Here is a 24708-nt window from a genome sequence, read left to right on the forward strand (position 1 = left end):
CGATGCCGGCGTGCCGCTGCACGAACGTGCCACGGCGGGAGTCCTGGCCGGAGAGCCGGACCGTGACGCCCTGGTTGACCAGCGCGCCGAACGCGATGACCTCGCCGAAGCCCCAGTCGATGTCGCCGGCGGCGGCCATCTTCGCGCGGCGGTCCAGCAGCTGCTGGACGCGCTTGTGCGGGGTGAATCCGTCGGGGAGCTTGACGTGCGCCTCGCCGATCGCGTGCAGGACCGAGGCGTCGATCGCGGTCTCGACCACCGGCTCCGGCTCGGGCTCGCGCAGGCGGGTGAGGCGCGACGCCGGGTTGGACGACGCGTCGCGGGTCGCCTTGAACACCGTCTCCAGCTGCTCGTGGTAGTCCTTGAGCAGGGCCTCGGCCTCGGTGATCGGGATGTCGCCGCGGCCGATGAGCTCCTCGGTGTAGATCTTCCGCACCGAGCGCTTCTGGTCGATGATCGCGTACATCAGCGGGTTGGTCATCGACGGGTCGTCGCCCTCGTTGTGCCCGCGGCGCCGGTAGCAGACCAGGTCGATGATGACGTCCTTGTTGAACGCCTGGCGGTACTCGAAGGCGAGCCGCGCGACGCGGACCACGGCCTCCGGGTCGTCGCCGTTCACGTGGAAGATCGGCGCCTGGATCATGCGGGCGACGTCGGTGGAGTACAGCGAGGAGCGCGAGTACTCCGGCGCGGTGGTGAAACCGACCTGGTTGTTGACGACGACGTGGACGGTGCCGCCGGTGCGGTAGCCGCGCAGCTGCGACAGGTTGAGCGTCTCGGCGACCACGCCCTGGCCGGCGAACGCGGCGTCGCCGTGGATCAGCAGCGGCAGGACCGTGTAGCCCTCGAGCTTGAGGTCGATCGAGTCCTGCTTGGCCCGCACGATGCCTTCGAGGACCGGGTTGACGGCCTCCAGGTGCGACGGGTTCGCCACCACGGAGACGGTCGTGGCGTGCTCGCCGTCGGGGTGGGTGAACTTGCCGGTCATGCCCAGGTGGTACTTGACGTCGCCGGAGCCGTGTGCGGACTTCAGGTCCAGGTGACCCTCGAACTCGGAGAAGATCTTCTCGTAGGGCTTGCCGACGATGTTGGCCAGCACGTTGAGGCGGCCGCGGTGCGCCATGCCGATGACGACCTCGTCGAGGCCGCCCTCGGCCGAGTTCTGCAGGATCTCGTCGAGCAGCGGGATCAGCGACTCGCCACCCTCGAGGGAGAAGCGGCGCTGGCCGACGTACTTCGTCTGCAGGAACGTCTCGAACGCCTCGGCGGCGTTGAGGCGGTTGAGGATGTGCTTCTGCTCGGCGGTGTCGGGCTTCTCGTACGGCTTCTCGACCCGCTCGGCGACCCAGCGGCGCTCCTCCGGGTCCATGATGTGCATGTACTCGACGCCGACGCGGCGGCAGTAGGAGTCGCGCAGGACGCCGAGGACGGCCCGCAGCTTCATCTTCTGCTTGCCGGCGAACCCGCCGACGGGGAAGACCCGGTCGAGGTCCCACAGCGTCAGCCCGTGCTCGAGGACGTCGAGGTCCGGGTGGCGGCGGATGCGGAACTCCAGCGGGTCGGTGTCGGCCATCAGGTGGCCGCGGACCCGGTAGGCGTGGATGAGCTCGACGACCCGGGCCGCCTTGTCGATCTGGCCCTCGCTGGTGCGGGCGACGTCACGCACCCAGCGGACCGGCTCGTACGGGATCCGCAGCGCCGTGAAGATCTGGTCGTAGAACCCGTGCTCGCCGAGCAGCAGCTCGTGCATGACCTTCAGGAACTCGCCGGACTGCGCGCCCTGGATGATCCTGTGGTCATAGGTGCTGGTCAGCGTCAGGATCTTGCTGATGCCGAGGTCGGCGAGGGTCTCGTCGGACATGCCGGCGTAGGGCGCCGGGTACTCCATCGCGCCGACACCGATGATGGTGCCCTGCCCGGTCATGAGCCGCGGCATGGAGTGCACGGTGCCGATGCCGCCGGGGTTGGTCAGCGAGACCGTGGTGCCGGCGTAGTCGTCCATGGTCAGCTCGTTGCGGCGGGCCCGGCGGACGATCTCCTCGTACGCCGACCAGAACTGGCGGAAGTCCATGGTGTCGGCGGCCTTGATACTCGGCACGACCAGGGACCGCGAGCCGTCGGGCTTGGCGAGGTCGATCGCGATGCCGAGGTTCACGTGCTCCGGCTGGACCAGGTTGGGCTTGCCGTCGATCTCGGCGAAGGAGTTGTTCATCTCCGGGTGCGCGGCGAGCGCCCGGACCATCGCGAACCCGATCAGGTGGGTGAAGCTGACCTTGCCACCCCGGCCGCGGGCCAGGTGGTTGTTGATCACGACGCGGTTGTCGGACAGCAGCTTCGCCGGCACGGCGCGCACGCTCGTGGCGGTCGGCACCTCCAGCGAGGCGTCCATGTTCTGCACGATGCGGGCGGCGACGCCGCGCAGCGGGACGTGCTTCGCGCCACGACTCGGCGGAGCGGCCTCGGCCTTCGCGGGTGCGGCCTTCGGAGCTGCAGGAGCGGCCTTCGGGGCGGCCTTCGGAGCCGCAGGTGCCGCGGGTGCCGCCTTCGCGGGCGCGGGTGCCGCCTTCGCAGGTGCGGGCGCGGCCGGAGCGGTGGGGGCCGGCGCGGTCGTGGTCACGGCCGCCGGCTCAGCCGCCTCGGCGGTCGCCGTCGAGGTGCCCTCGGCGCCGTCCCCGCTCGGCTTGTAGTCGGCGAAGAAGTCGTGCCACGCGGGGTCCACGCTGGCCGGGTCGGCGAGGTACCTCTGATACATGTCCTCGACGATCCACTCGTTCGGGCCGAAACCCGCCAAGGGGTTCTCCTGCGAGTTGGTCGCTTGGGTCGACACGGCTGCTGATCGCCTCTTCCAAACGGAGTAGCTGGGGTCACGGATCCGCGTCAAGGCTACGCGCTGCCTAACGCTCGTTCGTCGCCGACGCCGCCGGAGTGACCATGTCGACGACGGCATGGGTCCATCCCATACAACTGTGGCCGCCATTCGGCGGCCACAACTGTCGTAGATCTGCCTGACAGGACGGATCAGGGGATCGGCGTCACGCGATGTCGCGTTTCCGGGTGATCAGCGTGCCGATGGTGCCGAGGACGACCGCCCACACGATGAGCACGACCGCGCCGGCCCAGCGTGGCGGCAGGTCCACCTCGCCGAGCTGGGTGGCCAGTCCGCCGACGACGTGCGACGACGCCAGCGGCGGGATGTAGACCGCGCTCTCCAGGACCCAGTCCTTCTTGATCACCAGCTCGTGGATCAGGGTGAGGACGATGATCGCGGCCCAGGTGCCGACGGTGTAGAGGCAGGCGGCGGTGATCGTCGCGCCGATCTGGCTGCGGATCAGCACCCCGATGCCGATGCCGAAGACCGCCCACAGCACGTACACCAGCAGGTTCAGGAGTACTGCCTGCTGCGCCGTCCAGTTTCCGAGGCTGTTGGTGAGGCCCTCGGCGCCGAAGTAGAGCACCCCGCCGACGACCGAGATCGCGGTGGTGATGATCCAGAACAGCACGCCCGCCAGACCCGCCGTGATGAGCTTCGCGGTGATGACCTTGGTCCGCTTGGGGGTCGCGAGGAACGTCGCGGTCGCCGTCTGGTGGTAGAACTCGTTCGTGATGATCAGGATCGCCACGAGCATCACCAGCAGCAGGCCGAAGAACTGGCCCGAGGTGTAGATGTTCGCGGCGTACTTGGCGAGCTGGCCGGCCGCGTGCGCCTTGGCGACCCGGGCCGCCTCCTGCTCCTGGTACTGCCGCTGGTCCGCCTCGAACTGGGCACGCTGCTCCTCGGTGAGGTTCGACGGCGGGTCACCCTGCGGGTAGGCGGTGAAGTTGTCGGTCAGCTCCGACTTGGTCTGCTCGATGTTGATCCAGAGCGCCAGGCCGGTGAAGACCAGCGAGATCAGCAGGAAGATCCACCACATGTTCGTGGTGCGCACCTTCAGCAGCTCACTACGAATAAGCCGGATCATCGGATGGCCGCCTTTCCCTGGGTCAGTTCGAGGAACACGTGCTCCAGGTCGGGTCGCTCGTTGACCAGCTCGTGCAGCTCGATCCCCGCCTGCAGGGCCAGCCGGCCGACGGCCGGGGCGTCCAGGCCGGTGACCACGTGGCTGTCGTTGCCGTTGGGCTGGATCGAGGCGCCCGCGGCCCGCACCGCATTGACCAGCTCCGGCAGGTTGGGCGTCCGCACCCGGGTGCGCGGCGCGCTGGAGTTGCCGCCGACGATCTGCTCGACCGGGCCCTGGGTGACGAGGCGGCCGGCGGCGATGATGACGACGTCGTCGGCGAGGATCTCCATCTCCGACAGCAGGTGGCTGGAGACCAGCACGGTGCGGCCCTGCTGGGCCAGGCCCTTCAGCAGCCCGCGCATCCAGCGGATGCCCTCCGGGTCGAGGCCGTTGGCGGGCTCGTCGAGGATCAGCACCTGCGGGTCGCCGAGCATCGCCTGGGCGATGCCGAGCCGCTGCTTCATGCCCAGCGAGTAGCCGCGGAACTTGCGCTTCGCGGCGGGGGTGAGCCCGACCAGCTCCAGCATCTTGTCGACCTGGGTGTCCGGAAGGCCGGCGGCGGCCGCGACGATGCGCAGGTGGTTGCGGGCGGTGCGGCCCTTGTGCGCGGCCGAGGCCTCCAGGATCGCGCCGGCCAGCCGGAGCGGCTCGGCCACGTCGGAGTAGCGCTGGCCGCCGATGGTCGCGGTGCCCGACGTCGGGGTCACCAGGTTGAGGATCATGCGTAGCGTCGTGGTCTTGCCGGCGCCGTTGGGGCCGAGGAACCCGGTGACGCGGCCCGGCTCGACCACGAACGACAGGTGGTCGACGGCCGTGACGTTCTTGTACCGCTTCGTCAGGTCGGAGACCACGATCTGTCCGTTGGACAACGTGCCGCTCCCTCCAAGAGAGTGAAGTCGTCAATATGGCACGGCACGTCCACCCGCCGCCGCCCGCCCCGGCAGGGGATCAACACGAGGAAAACTCGCTCATTACGGACAGTGTCCACGTATACACGATAGGTGGCAATTCGGATCGCGATCGTGGCGCTGCTGCTCCTCCCGGCGATCGTCGCGGGGGCGGCGAAAGACGCCGCGGCCGACATCGTCGACGCGTTCCGCCCCGTGTACTCGGTCAACGACAGCGGGTCGATCGTGCTGCGCGGCAACGCCAACCTGACCTGCGTCGACAGCAACCCGGCCTGCGCGGCGGCGCGGAACGGCACCGGCACCGGCGGCCAGCTCAACAACAACGGCTACAAGATGCGCCACGTGGACGTCGACCAGGACGGGGACGGAGCGGCGACGTTCAACTCCAGCACCGCCGACCTCGCGATCCCGGGCGGCGCGACCGTGCTCTACGCCGGTCTCTTCTGGGGAGGGGACACGGCACCGGGCACGGGCACGCCGGCACCCGACGAGAGCCGTAGGAACACGGTCCGGTTCAGGGTGCCCGGCGGCGCGTACCGGACGATCACCGCGAACCGGCTCACCGACGTCACCACGTTCCCCGGGCACCGGCCGTACCAGGGCTACGCCGACGTGTCGTCGCTGGTCGCGGGCGCCGGCGGCGGCACCTACGCGGTCGCCGACATCCAGGCCGCCACCGGCGTCAACGACCGCTACGCCGCCTGGTCCCTCGCCGTCGTCCTGCACGACCCGGCGCAGCCGGTGCGCAACCTCGTCGTCTACGACGGCTTCGGCTCGGTGCGCGGCATCACCCCCGCCGACGCGACGGTCCGCATCCCGGTCACCGGCTTCCAGACCCCGCCGACCGGGGCCGTCACCACCAGCCTCGGCGCCGTCGCCTACGAGGGCGACGCCGGCAGCGGCGGCGACAGCATCCGCCTCGACGGCACGCCGCTGACCGATGCGCGCAACCCGGCGACGAACTTCTTCAACAGCACCGTCAGCGACCGCGGCGCGACCGTCACCGCCCGTAACCCCGCCGACACCAACCTCCTCGGCTTCGACATCGACCAGGTCGACGCGAGCGGCCTGCTGGCCAACGGCGCGACCAGCGCGACGATCACCCTCGAGACCACCGCGGTCACCGGCGAGACGTTCTACCCGGGCGTGATCACGTTCGCGACCGACCTCTACGCGCCGCGGCTCACCGCGGTCAAGACCGCCACCGACGTCGACGGCGGCGACCTGGAGCGCGGCGACGAGATCCGGTACACGATCGAGGTCGGCAACGACGGGCTCGCCCCCGCCGAGGACGCCCAGCTCGCCGACGCCCTGCCACCCGGGACCACGTTCGTGCCGGGCAGCCTGACGATCGACGGCGCGACCCAGAGCGACCCGGTCGACACCGACCGCGCCGAGTTCAGCGCCGACGTCGTCGTCTTCAGAGTCGGTACGGGCAGCGACGCCACCCACGGAGGCCGCCTGGCGGTCGGCGACAAGGCCGTGGTCGCCTATCGCGTCACGGCGGGCGCCCCCGGCGCCACCGGCGCGGCGAGCATCCGCAACGTCGCCCACGCGGCCGCCACCGGCACGGACACCGGGGTGAAGCTGCGCTCCCCGTCCAACCCGACCACGCAGGACCTGCCCGCGGCGGGCCCGGCCGCCGACCTGGCGGTCACCGCTGCCGGCCCCCAAGTCGCGCAGGGCACCGGCCAGGTCCGGATCCCGGTGACGCTCACCAACACCGGCCCCGCCACCGCCACCGGCGTCACCCTGACCGCGGTCCTGCCGGCGGGCGTGACCGGCGACCCCGCGGGCGCCGGCCCCTGCGCCTGGGCCGGGCAGCCGCCGGCCGGGCAGACGCTCACCTGCCCCGTGGGGACGCTCACCGCCGGTGCCACGTTCACCGTCGACGTCGTGGCGACCGTCACCGCGGCCGCGGGGCACCACACCGAGGTCACCGCGGCAGTCACGTCCTCGACCCCCGACCCGGTGGCCGCGAACGACACCGCGACCGCCGCCGTCGTGCGCAACTCGGCTCCCGCGGCCGTCCCGGACGCGGCGACCGTCGCCGCCGGCGGCACCGTGACGATCCCCGCCGCGGCCAACGACACCGACCCCGACGGTGACACCGTGCGCGCCGGCGGCATCGCCACACCGCCCACCGCCGGCCACGCCGTCGTCGACGCCACCGGCGCGATCCGCTACACGGCCGGCACCGGCGCGGGCACCGACACCTTCACCTACGTCGCCGCCGACGCCAACGGGGGCACCGCGACCGGGACGGTGACCGTGACCGTCACCGCGGGCAGCCCGCCAGGCCCCGGCACCGCCCCCGTCGCGGCGGACGACGCGGTGACCGTGCCGGCCGGCGCCACGTCCGCGACGTTCGACCCGCTCACCAACGACACCGACGCCGACGGCGACCCGCTCACCGTCATCGGGATCGGCACCGGCGGCGGTGCCGGTGGTGGCGGCTCCGGCACGCCCACCGGGGGGACCGTCACGCTCACCGCGGCGGGGCTGCTCGTCTACACGCCGAGGGACGGCTTCCGGGGCGCCGACAGCTTCACGTACACCGTGGGCGACGGCAAGGGAGGGCACTCCACGGCCACCGTGACGGTCGCCGTGGCCGACCGCGCCCCGGTCGCCGGCGCCGACGAGCGCAGCACCCCGGCCGGCACCCCGATCGACGTGGACGTGCTCGCCAACGACACCGACCCGAACGGCGACCCGCTGGCGGTCGGCGCCTGGGACGCCACCACCGCCCGCGGCGGCACCGTCACGCGGAGCGGCGGCCTGCTGCGGTACGCGCCGGCGGCGGGGTTCTCGGGCGACGACACCTTCACGTACACCGTGAGCGACGGGATCGTCACCTCGACCGGCACGGTCACCGTCCACGTCGGCACGGCCGGAGCGCCGGCGCCACGCGCTGACGCCGCGAGCACCCCGACCGGCACCCCGGTGACCGTCGACGTCCTGGCGAACGACGCGGATCCGGCCGCCACCGTCACGGCCGTCACGCCCGGCGCGCACGGCACGACCGCGATCGGCGCCGGCGGGTCCGTCACCTACACGCCGCGGGGCGGCTTCTCCGGCGTCGACACGTTCGGCTACGCGGTCAGCGACGGCCGCGGCGGGCTCGGCACCGCGACCGTCACCGTCACCGTCTTCAACCAGGCGCCGGTGGGCGTGGACGACACGCTGCGCGCGCCGGCCGGGACCGTGGTGGTCGTGCCGGTCCTCGCCAACGACACCGACGCCAATGCCGACACGCTGCGGGCCGTCGCGGCGACCGGGGCCGCGCACGGCACGCTGGCGATCGTCGGCGGCGCCGTGCGGTACACCCCGGCGGCGGGCTACCGGGGCGCCGACGGCTTCACGTACACCCTGAGCGACGGCAACGGGGGCACCAGCACCGCCACGGTGACCCTCGACGTCGCGGGTGGCGCACCGGTCGCCGGCGCCGACGCCGTGGCCGCCGCCGCCCCGGGCGTCGCCGTGACCGTGACCGTGATCGCCAACGACAGCGACCCCGACGGCGACCCGCTCACGGTGACCGCGGCCGGCCCGGCGGGGCACGGCGGCACGGTGCTCAACGGCGACGGGACCGTCACCTACACCGCCGCGGACGGGTTCGAGGGGGTCGACACCTTCACCTACACGCTGCGCGACGCCACCGGGCTGCAGAGCACCGGGACGGTGACGGTGACGGTCGGGCTGCAGAGCACCGGGCCGGTGGTGGTGACCACGCCGATGGTGACCACGCCGGCCGGGAGCGGCGCGCGGACGATCGCCCCGCTGGACAACGTCAAGGACCCCGACGGCGACCCGCTGAAGGTCGTCGGTGTGACCCAGCCGGCGAACGGCACCGCCGTGCTCAACGCTGACGGGACCGTCACGTACACGCCGGACAAGGGCTTCGCCGGCGCGGACGCCTTCACCTACACCGTCACCGACGGCACCGCCACGGTCGCCGGCACCGTCGAGGTGATGGTCGGCCCGGTCGACCTGCCGGTCACCGGCGGCGCGGTGGCGCCGCACGCGATCGCGGGCCTGCTCATGCTGCTCGCCGGCTGGCTCCTGCGGTTCCTGCCGGCGCTGTCCTTCAGCGGCCCGCGACGCGCGGCCCGCGCCCACCGGCGCGGTGCCTGACGGCGCTGTGCCTCAGGTCCGGTCGGCGACCCGGATCACGTGCTTGAGCCCCGACCAGGTGTCGTCGATTGCGCAGACCTTGACGTCCACCCGGCCGTGCGCCAGGGCGAAGTCGCGGACCCCGTTCTCGTCGAGGTCGGTCGCGATGCCGGAGGAGCGCTTCGGCCAGGCGACCCACAGCGCACCGCCAGGTGGCGTCTGCCGGTGCAGCACCGGCCAGCGCCGCCGCAACCTGGCCTGATCAGGGCAGAAGCAGACGATCACGTCGTAGAGGCCGGGCGCGCTGCGGCGGTGCAGCACCACGTCGGAGGGCAGGTCGCGCAGCTCGAACCCGGCCGGCGCCCCGTCGAGCAGCACGCGGTGCCCGGCGCTGACGCCGAGCTTCTTGGGCAGTGGAGTCCCTGAATATCCCGCCATGCCTGACCACGGTAGTCATCGTTCACCCGCCAGCCATGCGGGTAACCAGTCACCGTCAGCCAGCCGCAGGGGTCGACCCTTACACCGAAAGCATGACGATTCTCGCCGTCGCCGCCGACCCGGTCGGTGTCGACGAAACCGATCGCTACACCCTGCTGGTGGCCACGGACGGTGACCAGGTCCGGGCCGCACAACGGCTCCGCCACGACGTCTTCGCCGGCGAACTCGGCGCCAAGCTGCAGTCCGGCACGCCGGGCCTCGACGTGGACGCGTTCGACGAGCACTGCGACCACCTCATCATCCGTGACGAGCGCACCGGCGACGTCGTCGGCACGTACCGGATGCTGCCGCCGGACCGCGCGGTGGCCGCCGGCGGGCTCTACGCCGACACCGAGTTCGACCTCGCGGGCCTGCACCAGCTGCGTGGGGGACTGGTCGAGACCGGCCGCTCCTGCGTGCACCCCGACCACCGCAGCGGCGCCGTGATCAACCTCATGTGGGCCGGCATCGCGCGGTACATGCACCTGCACGGCCACCGCTGGCTCGCCGGGTGCGCGTCGGTGCCGGTCGCCGACGCCGCCGGGATCTGGGACCTCGCCCAGCGCAAGCACCTCGTGCCGCCCGCCTGGCGGGTCCGGCCGCGCAACCCCCTCGCGATGGACGGGCCGGTGCCGGCCAAGATCGAGGTGCCGCCGCTGCTCAAGGGGTACCTGCGGCTCGGCGCCTGGATCGGTGGCGAGCCCGCGTACGACCCCGACTTCGACTGCGCCGACTTCTACGTGCTGCTGTCGCTGGACCGGGTCAACCCGCGGTACATGCGGCACTTCCTCGGTCAGGAGTGAGCGCGATGACCGTCGTCGACTCGCTCTGGCTGCCGCGCTCGACCTGCGACGTGAGCTGCCTGCCGGCCCGCTCGGACGAGCACGTCCCGGTCGCGACGATGGTGAAGCGGATCGTCGTGACCGGGTCGGTCGTGCTGCTCGGGGTGCTCGCGGTGCCGCTCCTGGCCCTCCTGCCGCAGCGGCACCTGATCGCCGTGCAGCGCCGGCTCGCCCGCGCGGTGCTCGCCGGGCTCGGGATCTCGCACCGGGCCGTCGGCCGGGTCCCGCAGTCCGGCGCGCTGCTGGTCGCCAACCACGTCTCGTGGCTCGACGTGGTCGTGATCCTGGCGCACGCGCCGGCCAAGCTCCTCGCCAAGCGCGAGGTGCGCCAGTGGCCGCTGATCGGCCGGCTCGCCGCCACCCTCGGCACCGTCTTCGTCGACCGGTCCCGGCCCAAGTCCCTGCCGGCCACCGTCGGGCGGATCAGCACCGAGATCGCCGCCGGTGGCGTGGTCGCCGTCTTCCCGGAGGGCACCACCTGGTGCGGCCGGATGGGCGGCACCTTCCGCCCGGCGATGTTCCAGGCCGCGGTCGACGCGGCCGCCCCGGTCGTGCCGGTGCGGCTCACGTTCGCCCAGAACGGCACGCCGACGACGGTCGCCGCGTTCATCGGCGACGAGACCCTCGCCACCTCGCTGCGCCGGGTCGTCGCCGCCCGCGGGCTGTCGATCGAGCTGAAGGCGCACGCCAAGCTGTACCCGGAGCCGACCTCCTCCCGCCGCGTCCTCGCCCGCGCCGCGACCTCGGTGGTGGCCGCCTAGAACAGCCGAGACACGACAGTCGCGATGTATCGCGTTTGTCTGCTACCTTCGGTGGCATGACGACGTGGAACATCGCCGAGCCCACGCGGCTCGAGCTCAAGGGGGAGGTCAAGGACCTCCAGGTCACCCTGGTCGGCGGACGGGTCAACGTCGTCGGCGCCGACGGGCCCGCCCGGGTCGAGGTCACCGCGATCGGTGAGCGCCCGGTCACGGTCGCCCTCGACGACGACGGCGTGCTGCGCGTCTCCCACGGGCATCTCCCCAAGTGGCCCGGCTTCCTCTGGTGGCTCTTCCACAGCCGGTTCAAGGTCGACGTCTCCGTCATGGTCCCCGACCGGACCCCGGCCACGCTCCGCGTCGTCTCCGGCTCCGTCATCCTCTCCTCGCTGCGGGCCGGCGCCAAGGTGGACGCGACCAGCGCCCGGGTCACCCTGCTCGGCCTGGACGGCCCCGTCGCCGCCAACGTGATCTCCGGCTCCATCGAGGCGCTCACCCTCGACGGCGAGGTCGACCTGGAGACCGTCTCCGGCGAGATCGTCGTCGCCGACTCCACCGCGCGGAAGGTGCACGCCCGGGCGATCTCCGGCTCGATCACGTGCGACCTCGACAACCCGCCCGTCGACACGGACGTGCGCCTGGAGACCGTCTCCGGCGAGATCACCGCCCGGGTCCGCGAGGACAGTGACCTGCAGGTCCACCTCAGCGCGATCTCCGGACGGGTGGTCAGCGCGTTCCCCGGCCTCGACCAGGTCGGCCGCAGCGCCGTCGCCGGACGGCTCGGCGCCGGCACCGGCCGCCTGACCGCCAACGCGACGTCTGGCACGATCACCCTGTTGTGCCGGCCGGTCGATCTGGACGAGGATTCCTGATGAGTGCGGTGTTCAGTCACGGACGGTTGCGGCTGTACCTGCTGAAGCTGCTCAACGAGGGACCCCGCCACGGGTATGACCTCATCCGGCTCCTGGAGAACCGCTTCCACGGCCTGTATGCGCCCTCCGCCGGCACGATCTACCCGCGCCTGCAGCGGATGGAGGCCGACGGGCTGATCAGCCACACCGCGTCCGGCGGCCGGAAGGTGTACGACATCACCGACGCCGGACGGGCCGAGCTGGTGCAGCGCGCCGCCGAGCTGGAGCGCCTCGAGACCGACATCAACGCCTCCCTCGCCGACCTGTCGACCCTGGCCGACGAGGTCGAGCAGGGCGTCCACGGCTCGGTGCGCGACCTCAAGCGCGAGCTGAAGGAGGCCGGCAAGCAGGCCCGCACCGCGCCCGCGTGGGGCTGGGGCTACCCGCCGCGGCCCGGGGCGACCGGCGCCGCGAGGCCGGGCGGCGCCGGTGCCACCAGGCCGTCGCCCGCGCCCGGCGACGCCGCCGCCGAGCTGGAGGAGAAGGCCGCCCAGCTGCTCGCGGAGGTGCGCCGGCTGGCCCGCGCCAGCCGCGCCAGCCAGGAGACGATGCGTGCCACGCTGGTCGTCCTCGACGGCGCGATCGACCAGGTGCGCCGACTTCTGCGCTAGTTTTGGGTGACGGGGCGGGGTGTCCAGGAATTTCCCAGGCAACCATCAGCCCTGCTCCAGCGGGAGGCGGAAGACTATGCGCATGGGGGTACGAGGCGGCGTTGCACAATCCGGGGGTGCCCCGTCGCCAGGCGTTGCGCAGGCTGAGGCGAGACTGCTCGTGGTCGAGGACGATCCGAACATTCGCGAGCTCCTCTCGGCCAGCCTGCGTTTCGCCGGATTTGCGGTTGACGCGGTGACCACCGGTGCCGAGGCGGTCACCGCGGCCCGCGACGCGAAGCCCGACCTGGTCGTCCTCGACGTGATGCTGCCCGACCTCGACGGTTTCGAGGTCATCCGGCGGCTCCGCGAGGGTGGCGTCCGGCTTCCCGTCGTGTTCCTCACGGCCCGGGACGGCACCGAGGACAAGGTCCGCGGCCTGACGCTCGGCGGCGACGACTATGTCACCAAGCCGTTCAGCCTGGAGGAGCTCACCGCGCGGATCCGCGCCGTGCTGCGCCGCACCGCCGGTGACCCGGGGCCCAACCGGCTGGTCTTCCACGACCTGGAGCTCGACGAGGAGACCCATGAGGTGTCCCGCGCCGGGCAGACGATCGCCCTGTCGCCGACCGAGTTCAAGCTGCTGCGCTACCTGATGCTCAACGCGGGCCGCGTGCTGTCCAAGGCGCAGATCCTCGACTTCGTGTGGAACTACGACTTCCGCGGCGACGACAGCATCGTGGAGTCGTACATCTCCTACCTGCGACGCAAGGTGGACATCGCCGAGCCGCGGCTGATCCACACCCTGCGCGGCGTGGGCTACGTGCTCCGCCTTCCCGTCTGAGGCCTGCCGATGGTGCGGTTCATCGCCGACGTGCCGCTGCGGGTCAAGCTGATCGCCGCGGTCCTCACACTTGTCACCATGGCGCTGCTGGTCATCGGCGTCGCCAGCGCCCTGGTCATGAAGAGCAGCATGTTCGACAAGGTCGACCAGCAGCTGCGGACGATGGCCGAGACCGTCGACCTGAGCCGGCTGGCGCTGACCGACACCAGCCAGGACACGATCCTGCAGAGCAACTACTACATCGCCTGGGTCACGCAGCTGCGCACCGGCAAGCTCGAGACCGGCGTCGTCGGCACCCGCCAGGACGCCGACGCGCCACCCATCCCCGGCACGTGGGAGGACCTCGAGAAGCACCTGGGCGTGCCGTACACGGCGACCACCGCGAAGACGCATGAGCGCTGGCGCATCCTGATCATCCAGCGCCAGGACACGCTGCTGCTCGTCGCGGAGAGCCTCTCGATGGTCGACAGCGCCGTCGACGAGCTCGTCGCCGCGGAGCTGTTCGTCGGCGCCGGCGTCCTCGTCGTGCTCGCCGCCGTCGGCGTCGCCATGGTCCGCGCCAGCCTCCAGCCGCTGCGCGAGATCGAGCGCACCGCCGCCGCGATCGCCGCCGGCGACCTCACCCGCCGGGTGCCCGAAAGCCCGCCGGAGACGGAGATGGGGCACCTCGCCGCCGCGCTCAACGCCATGCTCGCCCAGATCGAGGGCGCCTTCAGGCTGCGCGAGGCGTCCGAGGAGCGCATGCGGCAGTTCATCGCCGACGCCTCCCACGAGCTGCGCACGCCGCTGACCACGATCCGGGGCTTCGCCGAGCTGTACCGGGTGGGCGCCGTCAGCGAGCCGGGGGACACGCTGCGGCGCATCGAGGACGAGGCCTCCCGCATGGGTCTGCTGGTCGAGGACCTGCTCATGCTGGCCCGCCTCGACCAGGAGCGCCCTCTGGCCCTGGCCGACATGGACCTGCGCGTCATCGCCAGCGACGCCGTGGCCGCCGCCCGGGCCGTCGCCCCCGACCGCACCGTCGACCTGGAGATCGAGCGGGACGAGCCGATCGAGGTCAACGGCGACGAGTCCCGCCTGCGCCAGGTCGTCGGCAACCTCATGACCAACGCCCTCACCCACACGCCCGCCGGCACGCCCGTCGCCCTGCGCCTGCGCCGCGACGGCACCGACGCCCTCATCGAGGTCGCCGACCACGGCCCGGGTCTCACCGAGGAGCACGCCGCCCGGGTGTTCGAGCGCTTCTACCGGGTAGACAAGGCGCGCACCCGCAGCAAGGCCAGCGGCTCGCACAGTGGCAGCGGCCTGGGTCTGGCGATCGTGGCCGCCCTCGTCTCCGTGCACCACGGCACCGTCTCGGTCTTCAACACCCCCGGCGGCGGCGCCACCTTCCAGGTCCGGCTCCCTCTCACAGGCGGTTCCCAGGCCGCGATCAGTGGTTTGCAAGCTGCCGTCGCCAAGCTCAAATCATGAGCGAACAGCAGGGATGGGCGCCGGACCCGGCCGACCAGCAGGGTCGGGCGTCGAGCCCGGCCGCACCGCCGGCCACCGAGCCGGCCAGCACCACCACCGGGCCTTCGAGCCCCACGCCGCCCGGCGGCTCGCCGGCTGACGGCACCCCGGCGGACGCCGCCTCGTTCGGCACCACGCAGGACCACCTGATGCGGTCCGAGACGCCCCCCACCTGGCCGACGAACCCGGCCGCCACGGCCGCCGGCGCCGCCGACGTCCAGGACCCGGCCCGGACCTGGCCCACCACCCCGCAGGCCCCGCGGGCCATGCCGGCCGCGCCGGTCACGCCGGCCGCGCCCACCTCCCAGACCGCCGCCCTCGGCCCGCTGCCCGCCGTCCCTGGCTCGCAGCCCGCCGGTCACGACGCCCAGACCGCCGTCCCCGGCTCGCAGCCCGCCGTCCCCGGCTCGCAGCCCGCCGTCCCTGGCTCGCTGCCCGCTGTCCCTGGCTCGCAGCCCGCCGCCCTCGGCTCGCAGCCCGCCGCGCCCGCCGTCCCCGGCCCGCTGCCCGCCGTCCCCGGCTCGCAGCCCGCGGTGCCCGCCGGTTACGGCTCGCAGCCCGCCGCGTATGGCGCGCCCGGCGCGCGGCCCGGCGCCGACGGACCCATCCAGACCTGGCCGGCGTCGCAGCCCGCGGCTCCGCAGGCCGGCAACCTCCGCTCCGTCGCGCAGAGCGGCCCCATCGCGGCCGGGCAGAACGGGCCGTACCCCTTCTCCGGACAGCAGCCCGCCGCCCAGCACCACGCCGCCCAGCAGCCCGCCGCCCAGCACCACGCCGCCCAGCACCACGCTGGGCAGTACCCCGGCGGACAGCACAACGGCGGGCAGCAGCAGCCGCACCTGCCGACGGCGCAGCTGCCCCCGCACGTGCCGCACATGCAGCGGCCGTTCCAGTGGCAGCAGCCGCAGCCCGGGTCGGTGTTCGTGCCGCCCCCCGTGCGCAGGCGCAGCCGGGTCGGGCTCGCCGTGGCGGGGATCGTCGCGGCGATCGGGCTGTCGGCGGTGTCGGCGTTCGGCGGCGGGCTCGCGGCCCTCGAGCTGCGGCCCGCGGCCTCACCCGCGGTCGTCGGCGCCACCAACTCGTCCGGCTCGGCCGGCTCCTCCACCACCCTGTCCGACGTCGCGGCGCAGGTGCTGCCCAGCGTGGTGTCGATCAGCACCGGCAACGCGGTCGGCTCCGGCGTGGTCATCACCGACGACGGGGCGATCCTCACCAACAACCACGTGGTCGCCACAGCCCGGGGCACGTCGGTGCAGGTGACGTTCTCCGGCGGGCGGACCGCCCAGGCGAAGATCATCGGCACCGAGCCCGCCACCGATCTGGCCGTGGTCAAGATCGTGGGGGGCGGCACGTACACGCCGCTCGTGTTCGGTGACAGCTCGACCGTCAAGGTCGGCGACACGGTGCTCGCCGTCGGCAGCCCGCTCGGCCTCGACGGGTCCGTCACCGCCGGCATCGTGAGCGCCGTCAACCGCACGATCGACGAGGGCAACGACGGCCAGTCCGCCGCCGCGAAGATCAGTGGGGCCATCCAGACCGACGCCGCGATCAACCCCGGCAACTCCGGCGGCGCGCTGGTCAACACCGCCGGTCAGCTCGTCGGCATCAACACCGCGATCGCGACCTCGGGCGACACCGCCGGCAACATCGGCGTCGGCTTCGCCATCAGCAGCAACACCGCCAAGGCCGTCGCTCAGCGTCTGCTGAGCTAGAAGCTGGTTTCCCTCCAGAAAAAGAGATCCGGTGGTGCGCCTGGCGGGGCGCCCACCGGATCTCTCTTTGCGGGCCTCAGGCCCAGCCGAACGAGCGCTCCACCGCCTTCAGCCAGGACGCGTGCCCCTTGTCCCGGGTCTCCGCGGACATGGACGGCGACCACTGCCGGTCCACCCGCCACTTCTCCCGCAGTGTCTCCGTGTCGGGCCAGAACCCGACGGCGAGACCCGCCGCGTACGCGGCACCCAGCGCCGTCGTCTCGGACACCGTCGGGCGGACCACCGGCACATCCAGTACATCGGCCTGAAACCCCATCAGGAGGTCGCTGGCGGTCATCCCTCCGTCGACCTTCAGGGTCTCCAGCGGCACCGCGGACTCGGCCATCATGGCGTCCACGACGTCCTTGACCTGCCAGGCGGTCGCCTCCAGGGCGGCCCGGGCGAGGTGCCCCTTGGTGACGTAACCGGTCAGGCCGGTGATGACGCCGCGCGCGTCGGGGCGCCAGTGCGGGGCGAACAGGCCGGAGAACGCGGGCACGATGTAGCAGCCGCCGTTGTCGGCGACGGTGGCGGCCAGGTCGTTGATCTCCGGCGCCGAGCTGATGAGGCCCAGGTTGTCGCGCAGCCACTGCACGAGGGAGCCGGTGATCGCGATGGAGCCTTCCAGGGCGTACACGGCCGGGGCGTCGCCGATGCGGTAACCGACGGTGCTCAGCAGGCCACGCGTGCTCGCCACCGGCTGGTGACCGGTGTTGAGCAGCAGGAACGAGCCGGTCCCGTAGGTGCACTTCGCCTCGCCGGGCGCGAAGCAGGCCTGGCCGAAGAGCGCCGCCTGCTGGTCGCCGAGGGCGCTGGCCACCGGCACGCCGTGCAGCAGCGTCTTCGCCTCGCCGTACACGTGCGAGGAGGGGCCGATCTCCGGCAGCATCACGCGCGGGATGCCGAACGCCGACAGCAGCTCGTCGTCCCAGTCGAGCGTGGTGAGGTTCATCAGCATCGTCCGGCTGGCGTTGGTGACGTCGGTGACGTGCCGGCCGGTGAGCTTCTCGATGAGCCAGGTGTCGACGGTACCGAAGTGGATCTCACCCGCCTCGGCGCGGGCGCGCAGGCCGGGCACGTTGTCCAGCAGCCAGACCGCCTTCGGCCCGGCGAAGTACGTCGCGAGCGGCAGCCCGCACCGCTCACGGAAGCGGTCGGGGCCGGCGTCGCCGGCGAGGGAGCGGATGAGGGCGTCGGTGCGGGTGTCCTGCCAGACGATCGCCGGGTGCACCGGCTCGCCGGTCTCGGCGTCCCACAGGATCGTGGTCTCGCGCTGGTTGGTGATGCCGATGGCGGCGACATCGGCGCGGGACAGGCCCGCCTGGTCGAGGGCGCGGGTCGACACGGCCTGGACCTGGTGCCAGATCTCGACCGGGTCGTGTTCGACCCAGCCCGGTCTCGGGAAGCTCTGGCGGTGTTCGCGCTGGTCAAGCGCCACGATGGCGCCGTCGGCGTCGAACACGATCGCACGGGAGGAGGTCGTGCCCTGGTCGATGGCGAGGATGTACACGCTGCCATCTTCGCCGAAGAGTTGTCACGTTCGGGACGGAACCTTCCCGTGGTCGCGTTCGCCGCCTACGCTCCCTGCCGGGAAACAGTGGCCCTATCAGGAGCGATCGTGGCCGTCATCGAGACGCGCATCAGTGTCTGGGAGGCCCTCGCCGGGCGCGCCCCAGGAGTTCCGCTGGGCCCTGCCGACCAGGGTCTATGGCAGGCGGTCACCGACCGGCTCAACCCTGCCCGGGCCCGGCCCGTCCTGCGCAAGGCGGTCGAGGCGGTCACGCTCACGTCCGCCCGCGGCGTCGACTACGTGATGGTGCGCTCGCCCGACCGCGGTGAGGCCTGCTACCTGCGGCTCACGCCGGACGAGTGGAGCCTGGCGCAGCTCATGGACGGCACCCGGACCGTTGCGCGGCTCGTCGCCGACTTCGCCCGCATCGCCGGCCGGCTCGCCCCCGACCAGGTCACCCGGGTCGTCGCCGACCTCGCCGGCAACCGCATGCTCGACGAGCTGCCGGTCGACGCGTTCCACCGGCTGCACCGCGTACACCGGCGGCCGTGGCCGATCCGGCTCGGCAAGGCGATCGTCGCGACCGCCCAGGGCCGCCGGGTGGTCATCGCCCGCGTCGACCCGATCGTCACGTTCCTGTACAAGGCCGGCGGCCGGCTGTTCTTCACCCGGGTCGTCGCGGTGCTCGCCGGGCTGGTCGCGCTCGCCGGCCTCGGCGTCTTCGTCTTCAACTGGTTCCGCGCCGACCAGTCGGTGTTCCTGACCGACGACTCCTACTTCACCGGCGCCCTGGTGCTGCTGGGCCTCAACGTCGTCGCGCTCGCCTGCCACGAGCTGGGGCACGCGCTGGGGGCGAAGCACGCCGGCAGGAAGGTCCCGGTCGCCGGTTTCCTGGTGTACTTCGGGATCCCGTCCGTCTTCGTGGACACCACCGACGTCTGGATGGCTGGCCGGCGCGCGCGGCTCGTCACCACGATCGCGGGCCCGGCGACCGGCCTGGTGCTCGCCGGCGCCTGCCAGCTCGTCGGGCTGTTCTACCCGGAGCTGGAGCCGTGGACGTTCAAGCTGGCGTTCGCGTGGTACCTCAACGCGCTGTTCAACCTCAACCCGTTCATGGCGCTCGACGGTTACTACCTGCTCATGGACTGGCTGGAGGTGCCCAACCTGCGGGCCCGCGGCCTGGCCTGGGTCATCGCCCGCCTGCGCCGGCGCCCGCCCCGCTTCGGTGAGCTCGACCGGGAGGGCCGCCTCGTCGCCCTGTACGGCATGCTCGCCGTCGTCTGGCTCGCCATCGCCGTCAACCTGATGTACCGGATCTACACCGACCGGGTCGCGGGCGTCGTCACCGGCCTGTGGAACGCCGGCTGGGCCGCCCGCGCGCTGCTCGCCGTCATCGTCGCCGGGCTGCTCGCCCCGCTGGTCTACCTGCTGTTCTCCTGGCTGCGCCGGCGGGCCCGGCGGGTGCGGGACCGGATGGGGGAGCGCAAGCTGTCCCGCGACGAGCCGCGCCGGCTCGCCGCCCTGCGCGCGTCCAAGCTCGCCGACCTGCCGCCGGCCGCGCTCGCGAAGCTCGCCGAGCAGGCCCGCTGGGTGCACCCGCGGACCGGTGAGCAGCTGGTCTTCGCCGGCGCCGCGCAGCAGTCGGTCTACGTCGTCGTCGACGGCGCCCTGGAGGCCCGCCGCCCCGGCGACCCGACCGGCACCGTCCGGGAGCGGGTCGGCCGCGGCGGCGTCGTCGGCCTCGCCAACGCGATCACCGGCGCGCCCGCCGCGCTCGGCTGGCTGACCGCCGGCACGACCCTGCTCGCGATCCCGCCGTCCACGGTCGCCGCGGCCGTCGGCCCGCTGTCCGGCCCGCCGCCGGTGGAGTGGGCCGAGCTGGAGGCGCTGCTGGCGGAGGCGCCGGCGCTCGCCGACCTCGGCGCGGAGGACCGCCTCGGGCTCATGAGCCGCGCGCACCCGGCGCAGCTGATGCCCGGGCAGCCGGTGCACCTGGAGACCGGCACCGACGCGATCGTCGTCGCGTCCGGGTCGCTGCTGCGGCCCGATGGCGTGCAGGTCGGCCGTGGCGCGATGATCGGCCCGTACGGTGAAGGCCCGCCCGGCCAGGTCGCCACCGCCCGCTCCGCCGCCCGCGTCTGGGTGCTGCCCGCCGTCGCCGGCCTGCCGCTGCTCATCGGCGCATCCACGGCCGGCTCTGTGGCTGGCTCTGTGGCCGGCTCTGCCGCCGGCGGTCGCGCGCCGTTGTCGGGCGCCCACCCGCCGTCGGCGTACCCGCCGCTCGCGGCGCCGCCCGGTGTCCACGGCCCGTCCGACGACTCGGTCGACAAGCGCTTCGAGCGCAAGCTGTGGTGGCTGCTGGTGCTGCTGTTGATCTTCGCGCTGTTCCTGACCGGCAGCAATCTCTTCTCCGCGCCCGTGTGGGCCGAGATGCCGACCGACCGGGCCCTCATCACGGCCACGCGGGGGCAGACGACGGTCACGATCCACGGCGAGGAGCACACCCTGCGCCGCGACGGCAAGATGTACGTCGAGCTCGGCGACGCCGTCTCCGTCGCGGACCGCTCAACGGCCACGATGACGTTCCGCGGCGGCAGCGTCACGGTCCTGTGCGCCGGCGCCCGGGTCGACGTCGGCGAGCTGGTCAGCTCGGTCGACCGCCGCCCGATCCAGCCGACCGGCGCGTACACGCTGCGCTCCGGCCGCACCCTGGTCGACACGACGAGCACCACGACGGCCTTCGAGCCGCTGAAGCTCACCGTCACCGGCGCCGGCGACCCGGTCGCCAACGACGGGCGGGCCAGGTTCGCCCTGACCGCCGGCAGCGCGTCACCGGAGGTCGGCTCGGGCGTCGTCACCCAGGGCGGCTCGGCCGTCGCGGTGGACCCGTCGGCCGACCTGACCTGCGGCGACGGCATCGCCCTGCCGAAGCCGGGCGGCACGCCGACCGTGTCACCGGGACCTTCCCCGTCGGACACGCCGTCGGAGTCCCCGTCACCGTCCGCGTCCCCGTCCGCCTCGGAGAGCGCGTCGGCCACTCCGACGCCCGGCACCACCCCGACGAAGACGAAGGCCCCGACCCCGACGCGCGGCACCACGACGACCGCCGGCCCCCCGCCGACCACGTCGCCGCCGCCACCGCCGGACACCACGGCACCGACCGTGCGGCTGACCTTCGCGACCCAGCAGAACTACGTCTACCCACCTGGTTGCCGCTATGGTGGCCCGTCGACCGTGCCGCTCACCGTCACCGCTGTGGACAAGGTCGACGCCACGTCGACGTTGAAGGTGACGATCAGCGCCAGGGTCGGCAGCGGCTCGGCGAAGTACTCCAGTGGGAACCAGTTCGCCGCCACGTTCGGCGGGGTGACGCTGACCGCCGACGCCAAGATCGTCGTGACGGCGCGTGCGGTGGACCCCGCGGGCAATGCCGGCTCCGCAACGATCACCGTCACCTACTACTCGCAATGCATCGTCGGCTGAGGGAGTTCGAACGTGCTCTGTTGGTTCTGCGCCAAGGCGGCGCGGGGGTCGTGCCGGTTCTGCGCGCGCGGGCTGTGCGAGGACCATGCGAAGTTCGGCCCGTATCTGCTGGAGGTGCACCGGTCGCAGAGTCGCGGCCGGGCTGAGGGGCTCGTCGTGGAGGACGCGGTGCAGTGCGGCACCTGCCGTCCCCGCCCGCAGCCCGTGCCCATGCCTGAACTCGACTGATTTTCACGACCTGTGCCATAACTGGGGGGACTGTTCCGATGAGCGACTTCGACGACGTACTCGAGCGGCTGCTGACCGATTCGGGCTTCCAGGCTCGCCTGGCGGCCGACCCGGCCGGCGCGCTCGCGGGGTACCAGCTGAGCGCCGACGAGTTGGAGCTGCTCCAGGCGCAGGTCGGCGGCGCCGACGCGGGGCAGTCGCGGGTCGAGCAGCGCACGAGCAAGGCCAGCATGTTCGGCCTGTTCTCCTCGATCGGCTCGGGTATCGGTGACGTCGTCCACGGCCACGGCGGCGGTCCCTCGTTCGATCATGGCGCCGGGCACAACCTGGGCGACGGCGGTCAGGGCTCCGGCGCGGCGCACAGCGCGGCCCGCGGGCTGGGCGCGCTGGAGCAGTCCGGCGGCCGGCACGCCGCTCCCGAGCCGGAGCAGCACGGCGGGCTGGCCGCGCACCTGCGGGACGCCATCGACCACGGCGCGCACGCGTCGGCCGGCGGTGCCGAGGCGCACGCGGGCCCCGGTGGCGCGTACGCGTCCGCGGGCGGCGTCGAGGCGCAGGCCGGCTACGGCGGCGCCGGGCTCGCGGAGGCGCCGGACCCCCAGGGCGGCGGCTACGACGGTCTCGCCGAGGCGTCCGACGACCCGCGCTCGTACGCGTCGGCGGGCTATGGCGGCGGTCAGGACAGTGGTTACGGCGGCCTGTCCGAGGCGTCCGACGACCCCCGCTCCTACGCGTCGGCGGGCTACGGCGGCGGTCAGGACAGCGGCTACGGCGGCCTGTCCGAGGCGCCCGACCCGCAGGGCAGCGAGGGGCTCGCCGAAGCGTCCCCGCACGGCGTCAGCGAGGTCCACTCCAGCGGCCAGGGCACCGTGTACCGCAGCGCGAGCGCCGGCATCGGCGAGGCCGTCGGCCAGGGCGCGCACGCCGGCACCGGCCACGCGGAAGCCGGCTTCGGAGGGGCCCACGCGGAGGCCGGCCTCGGAGGGGCCCACGCGGAGGCCGGATTCGGAGAGGCGCAGGCCGACGGCGGCGGGCGGCACGGGATCGCCGGCGGGCTCGACGGCATCGTCGGCGGGCAGCAGCCGGGCCACGGGAGCGGGACGGGTGTCGCGGGTGGCATCGCCGGCGCGCTCCGGGACGGCGTGCCCGGCGGGGTGGGTCAGGCGCCCACCGACGGCTACCACACCCGGGTCGACTGGGACGGCGACGGCCGGTGGGACCAGCACACCTACGTGAACCGGGCCGACGGCGGCGTCGACATCGTCGTGGACACCGACGGTGACGGGCGGGCCGAGTTCGTCGGCCACGACACCGACCGCGACGGCCTCATCAACTCCTCCGAGATCGACACCAACCGCGACGGCGTCATGGATCAGCGGTACGAGGACCTCAACGGCGACGGCTGGCTGGACCGCCGCACCCGCTGAGTGTAAATCTGCCAGACATCAACAGGTATCGAACTGTTGGGTCGGGTGGCGTGTGCTGTGGGGCATGACTGGAGACCACTCCCATCACCGTCACGAAGGCCGTCATGAAGGCCGTCATGAAGGCCGTCATGAAGGCATTGACCGCCGGGGGCTGCTCGCCGCGGGCGCCGGCGGGCTGCTCGTCCTCGCCACCCCGGGTGTCGCGTCCGCCGATGCAGGCCGGACCGCCCGCGCCGAGACCGGCACGGCCGCGACCGTCGGCGCCGGCCCGGCCGCGCTGACCGGGGCCGCCCGGGCGTCCGCCATCACCGCCGGCACCGGCCTGGTCCACGCCGACCTGCACAACCACACCGTGATGTCCGACGGCGACGGCGACCCCGCCCTCGCCTTCGCCTCGATGCGCTCGGCCGGCCTGGACGTCGCCGCGCTCACCGACCACACCACCCTCTTCGGCATCAGCGGCCTGTCGAAGTCGGAGTGGGACCGCACCGGCGCCCTAGCCAACGCCGCCGACGACCCCGGCAACTACACCGCCATCCGCGGCTTCGAGTGGTCGCACCCGCTGCTCGGCCACGTCAACGTCTGGTTCACCAACGGGTTCACCGATCTTGGCGGATCGAGCAACATGGGCGGCCTGTACAACTGGATCACCGGTAACGGGGGCATCGCCAGCTTCAACCATCCGGGCCGCGAGGTCGGCCGCTTCGGCAACTTCTCCTACTCGGCGGCCGCCCGCGACGCCATGGTCAGCCTGGAGATGTTCAACCGCGGCGACGACTACCTCTTCGACGGCTGGTCAGAAGGCCGCACCTGCGCCCTCAACGCCTGCCTCAACGCCGGGTGGCGGACCGGGCTCAGCGGGGTCTCGGACGAGCACGGCACCGACTGGGGCTTCCCCGAGGGCAAGGGCCGCACCGGGCTGTGGGTGACGCAGAACACCCGCGCCGGGGTCCTGGAGGCGATGCGGGCCCGCCGCTTCTTCGCCACGCGGGTCTCCGGCCTGCGCGTCGACGCCACCGCCAACGACGTCCGGATGGGCGGGGTGCTGCCGCTCGCCCGCGGCGACGTGCGCTTCGCGCTGGACCTCGACCGCGGCCCGGACTGGCAGGGCAAGCCGGTCCGGATCCAGGTCCTGCGGCCCGGTGTCGCCGCCCCGACGGTCGCGGACGTGATCGACACGGTCGCCAATCAGGTGGTGCGCTTCACCGTGCCGCTGGACGTGGCGATGGGCAACTGGGTTGTGCTGCGTGTCTCGGACCCCACCCGACCCAACCCGAGCCCTGGCCCCAACGGTCACCCCTGCAACGACTTCGGCCTCGCCTATACCAGCCCCTGGTGGTTGCAGCCCTGAGTGAG

At 72.8% G+C, this 24708-nt stretch carries 17 protein-coding genes; 12 read left to right on the top strand and 5 right to left on the bottom strand.

The annotated features are described in order from the left end of the window. The 3 genes from ABD332_RS53310 to ABD332_RS53320 all read right to left on the bottom strand — a co-directional run. A partial coding sequence (locus tag ABD332_RS53310) for a multifunctional oxoglutarate decarboxylase/oxoglutarate dehydrogenase thiamine pyrophosphate-binding subunit/dihydrolipoyllysine-residue succinyltransferase subunit (RefSeq protein ID WP_344513649.1) occupies window positions 1–2827 on the bottom strand: 2827 nt, incomplete at its 3' end. A gap of 205 nt (window positions 2828–3032) precedes the next feature. After that, window positions 3033–3959, bottom strand: a complete 927-nt coding sequence (locus ABD332_RS53315; protein ID WP_344513651.1) for an ABC transporter permease subunit — start codon at window positions 3957–3959, stop codon at window positions 3033–3035. Then, entirely contained in the window at window positions 3956–4867 is a 912-nt protein-coding gene (locus ABD332_RS53320; protein ID WP_344513653.1) for an ABC transporter ATP-binding protein, read from the bottom strand. The genes ABD332_RS53315 and ABD332_RS53320 overlap by 4 nt, the downstream gene beginning before the upstream one ends. 132 nt (window positions 4868–4999) lie before the next feature. Between ABD332_RS53320 and ABD332_RS53325 the strand changes: the two genes are divergently transcribed. After that, on the top strand, window positions 5000–9040 hold the full coding sequence (locus ABD332_RS53325) for a beta strand repeat-containing protein (RefSeq protein WP_344513654.1): 4041 nt from the start codon (window positions 5000–5002) through the stop codon (window positions 9038–9040). Between the two features lie 12 nt (window positions 9041–9052). On the opposite strand, the gene ABD332_RS53330 is transcribed toward ABD332_RS53325, so the two are convergent. Then, on the bottom strand, window positions 9053–9457 hold the full coding sequence (locus ABD332_RS53330; RefSeq protein ID WP_344513655.1) for a DUF3052 domain-containing protein: 405 nt from the start codon (window positions 9455–9457) through the stop codon (window positions 9053–9055). Between the two features lie 92 nt (window positions 9458–9549). Between ABD332_RS53330 and ABD332_RS53335 the strand changes: the two genes are divergently transcribed. From ABD332_RS53335 to ABD332_RS53365, 7 genes are all read left to right on the top strand, one after another. Further along, complete coding sequence (locus ABD332_RS53335) at window positions 9550–10299, top strand: GNAT family N-acetyltransferase (RefSeq protein ID WP_344513657.1); 750 nt, start codon at window positions 9550–9552, stop codon at window positions 10297–10299. Between the two features lie 5 nt (window positions 10300–10304). Further along, window positions 10305–11099, top strand: a complete 795-nt coding sequence (locus ABD332_RS53340) for a lysophospholipid acyltransferase family protein (protein ID WP_344513659.1) — start codon at window positions 10305–10307, stop codon at window positions 11097–11099. A gap of 56 nt (window positions 11100–11155) precedes the next feature. Then, window positions 11156–11968, top strand: coding sequence for a DUF4097 family beta strand repeat-containing protein (locus tag ABD332_RS53345; protein ID WP_344513661.1), 813 nt, complete (start codon window positions 11156–11158; stop codon window positions 11966–11968). After that, window positions 11968–12618 (top strand): PadR family transcriptional regulator, encoded by a 651-nt coding sequence (locus ABD332_RS53350; RefSeq protein WP_344513663.1) that lies wholly within the window; start codon window positions 11968–11970, stop codon window positions 12616–12618. Before ABD332_RS53345 ends, ABD332_RS53350 begins: the two co-directional genes overlap by 1 nt. Before the next feature lie 82 nt (window positions 12619–12700). Further along, window positions 12701–13441: a response regulator transcription factor gene (locus ABD332_RS53355; protein ID WP_344513665.1), complete on the top strand. Its 741-nt coding sequence runs from the start codon at window positions 12701–12703 to the stop codon at window positions 13439–13441. A 9-nt stretch (window positions 13442–13450) separates the two neighbouring features. Further along, window positions 13451–14914: a sensor histidine kinase gene (locus ABD332_RS53360; RefSeq protein WP_344513667.1), complete on the top strand. Its 1464-nt coding sequence runs from the start codon at window positions 13451–13453 to the stop codon at window positions 14912–14914. Beyond that, entirely contained in the window at window positions 14911–16665 is a 1755-nt protein-coding gene (locus ABD332_RS53365; RefSeq protein WP_344513669.1) for a S1C family serine protease, read from the top strand. The genes ABD332_RS53360 and ABD332_RS53365 overlap by 4 nt, the downstream gene beginning before the upstream one ends. A 76-nt stretch (window positions 16666–16741) precedes the next feature. Here the strand turns inward: ABD332_RS53365 and glpK are convergent, their stop codons facing one another. Continuing rightward, window positions 16742–18214, bottom strand: a complete 1473-nt coding sequence (gene glpK / locus ABD332_RS53370) for a glycerol kinase GlpK (RefSeq protein WP_344513671.1) — start codon at window positions 18212–18214, stop codon at window positions 16742–16744. Between the two features lie 108 nt (window positions 18215–18322). Between glpK and ABD332_RS53375 the strand changes: the two genes are divergently transcribed. The 4 genes from ABD332_RS53375 (at window position 18323) to ABD332_RS53390 (ending at window position 24703) form a co-directional block, all read left to right on the top strand. Next, complete coding sequence (locus ABD332_RS53375; protein WP_344513673.1) at window positions 18323–21697, top strand: cyclic nucleotide-binding protein; 3375 nt, start codon at window positions 18323–18325, stop codon at window positions 21695–21697. A 12-nt stretch (window positions 21698–21709) separates the two neighbouring features. Continuing rightward, window positions 21710–21925: a hypothetical protein gene (locus ABD332_RS53380; protein ID WP_033358663.1), complete on the top strand. Its 216-nt coding sequence runs from the start codon at window positions 21710–21712 to the stop codon at window positions 21923–21925. A gap of 38 nt (window positions 21926–21963) precedes the next feature. Continuing rightward, entirely contained in the window at window positions 21964–23352 is a 1389-nt protein-coding gene (locus ABD332_RS53385; RefSeq protein WP_344513676.1) for a hypothetical protein, read from the top strand. 64 nt (window positions 23353–23416) lie between these two features. Continuing rightward, a complete protein-coding gene (locus tag ABD332_RS53390; protein WP_344513678.1) occupies window positions 23417–24703 on the top strand; it encodes a CehA/McbA family metallohydrolase in 1287 nt (428 codons plus the stop codon). Window positions 24704–24708: the final 5 nt, after the last annotated feature.

The sequence above is a fragment of the Dactylosporangium maewongense genome (assembly GCF_039531485.1).
Lineage (GTDB): Bacteria > Actinomycetota > Actinomycetes > Mycobacteriales > Micromonosporaceae > Dactylosporangium > Dactylosporangium maewongense.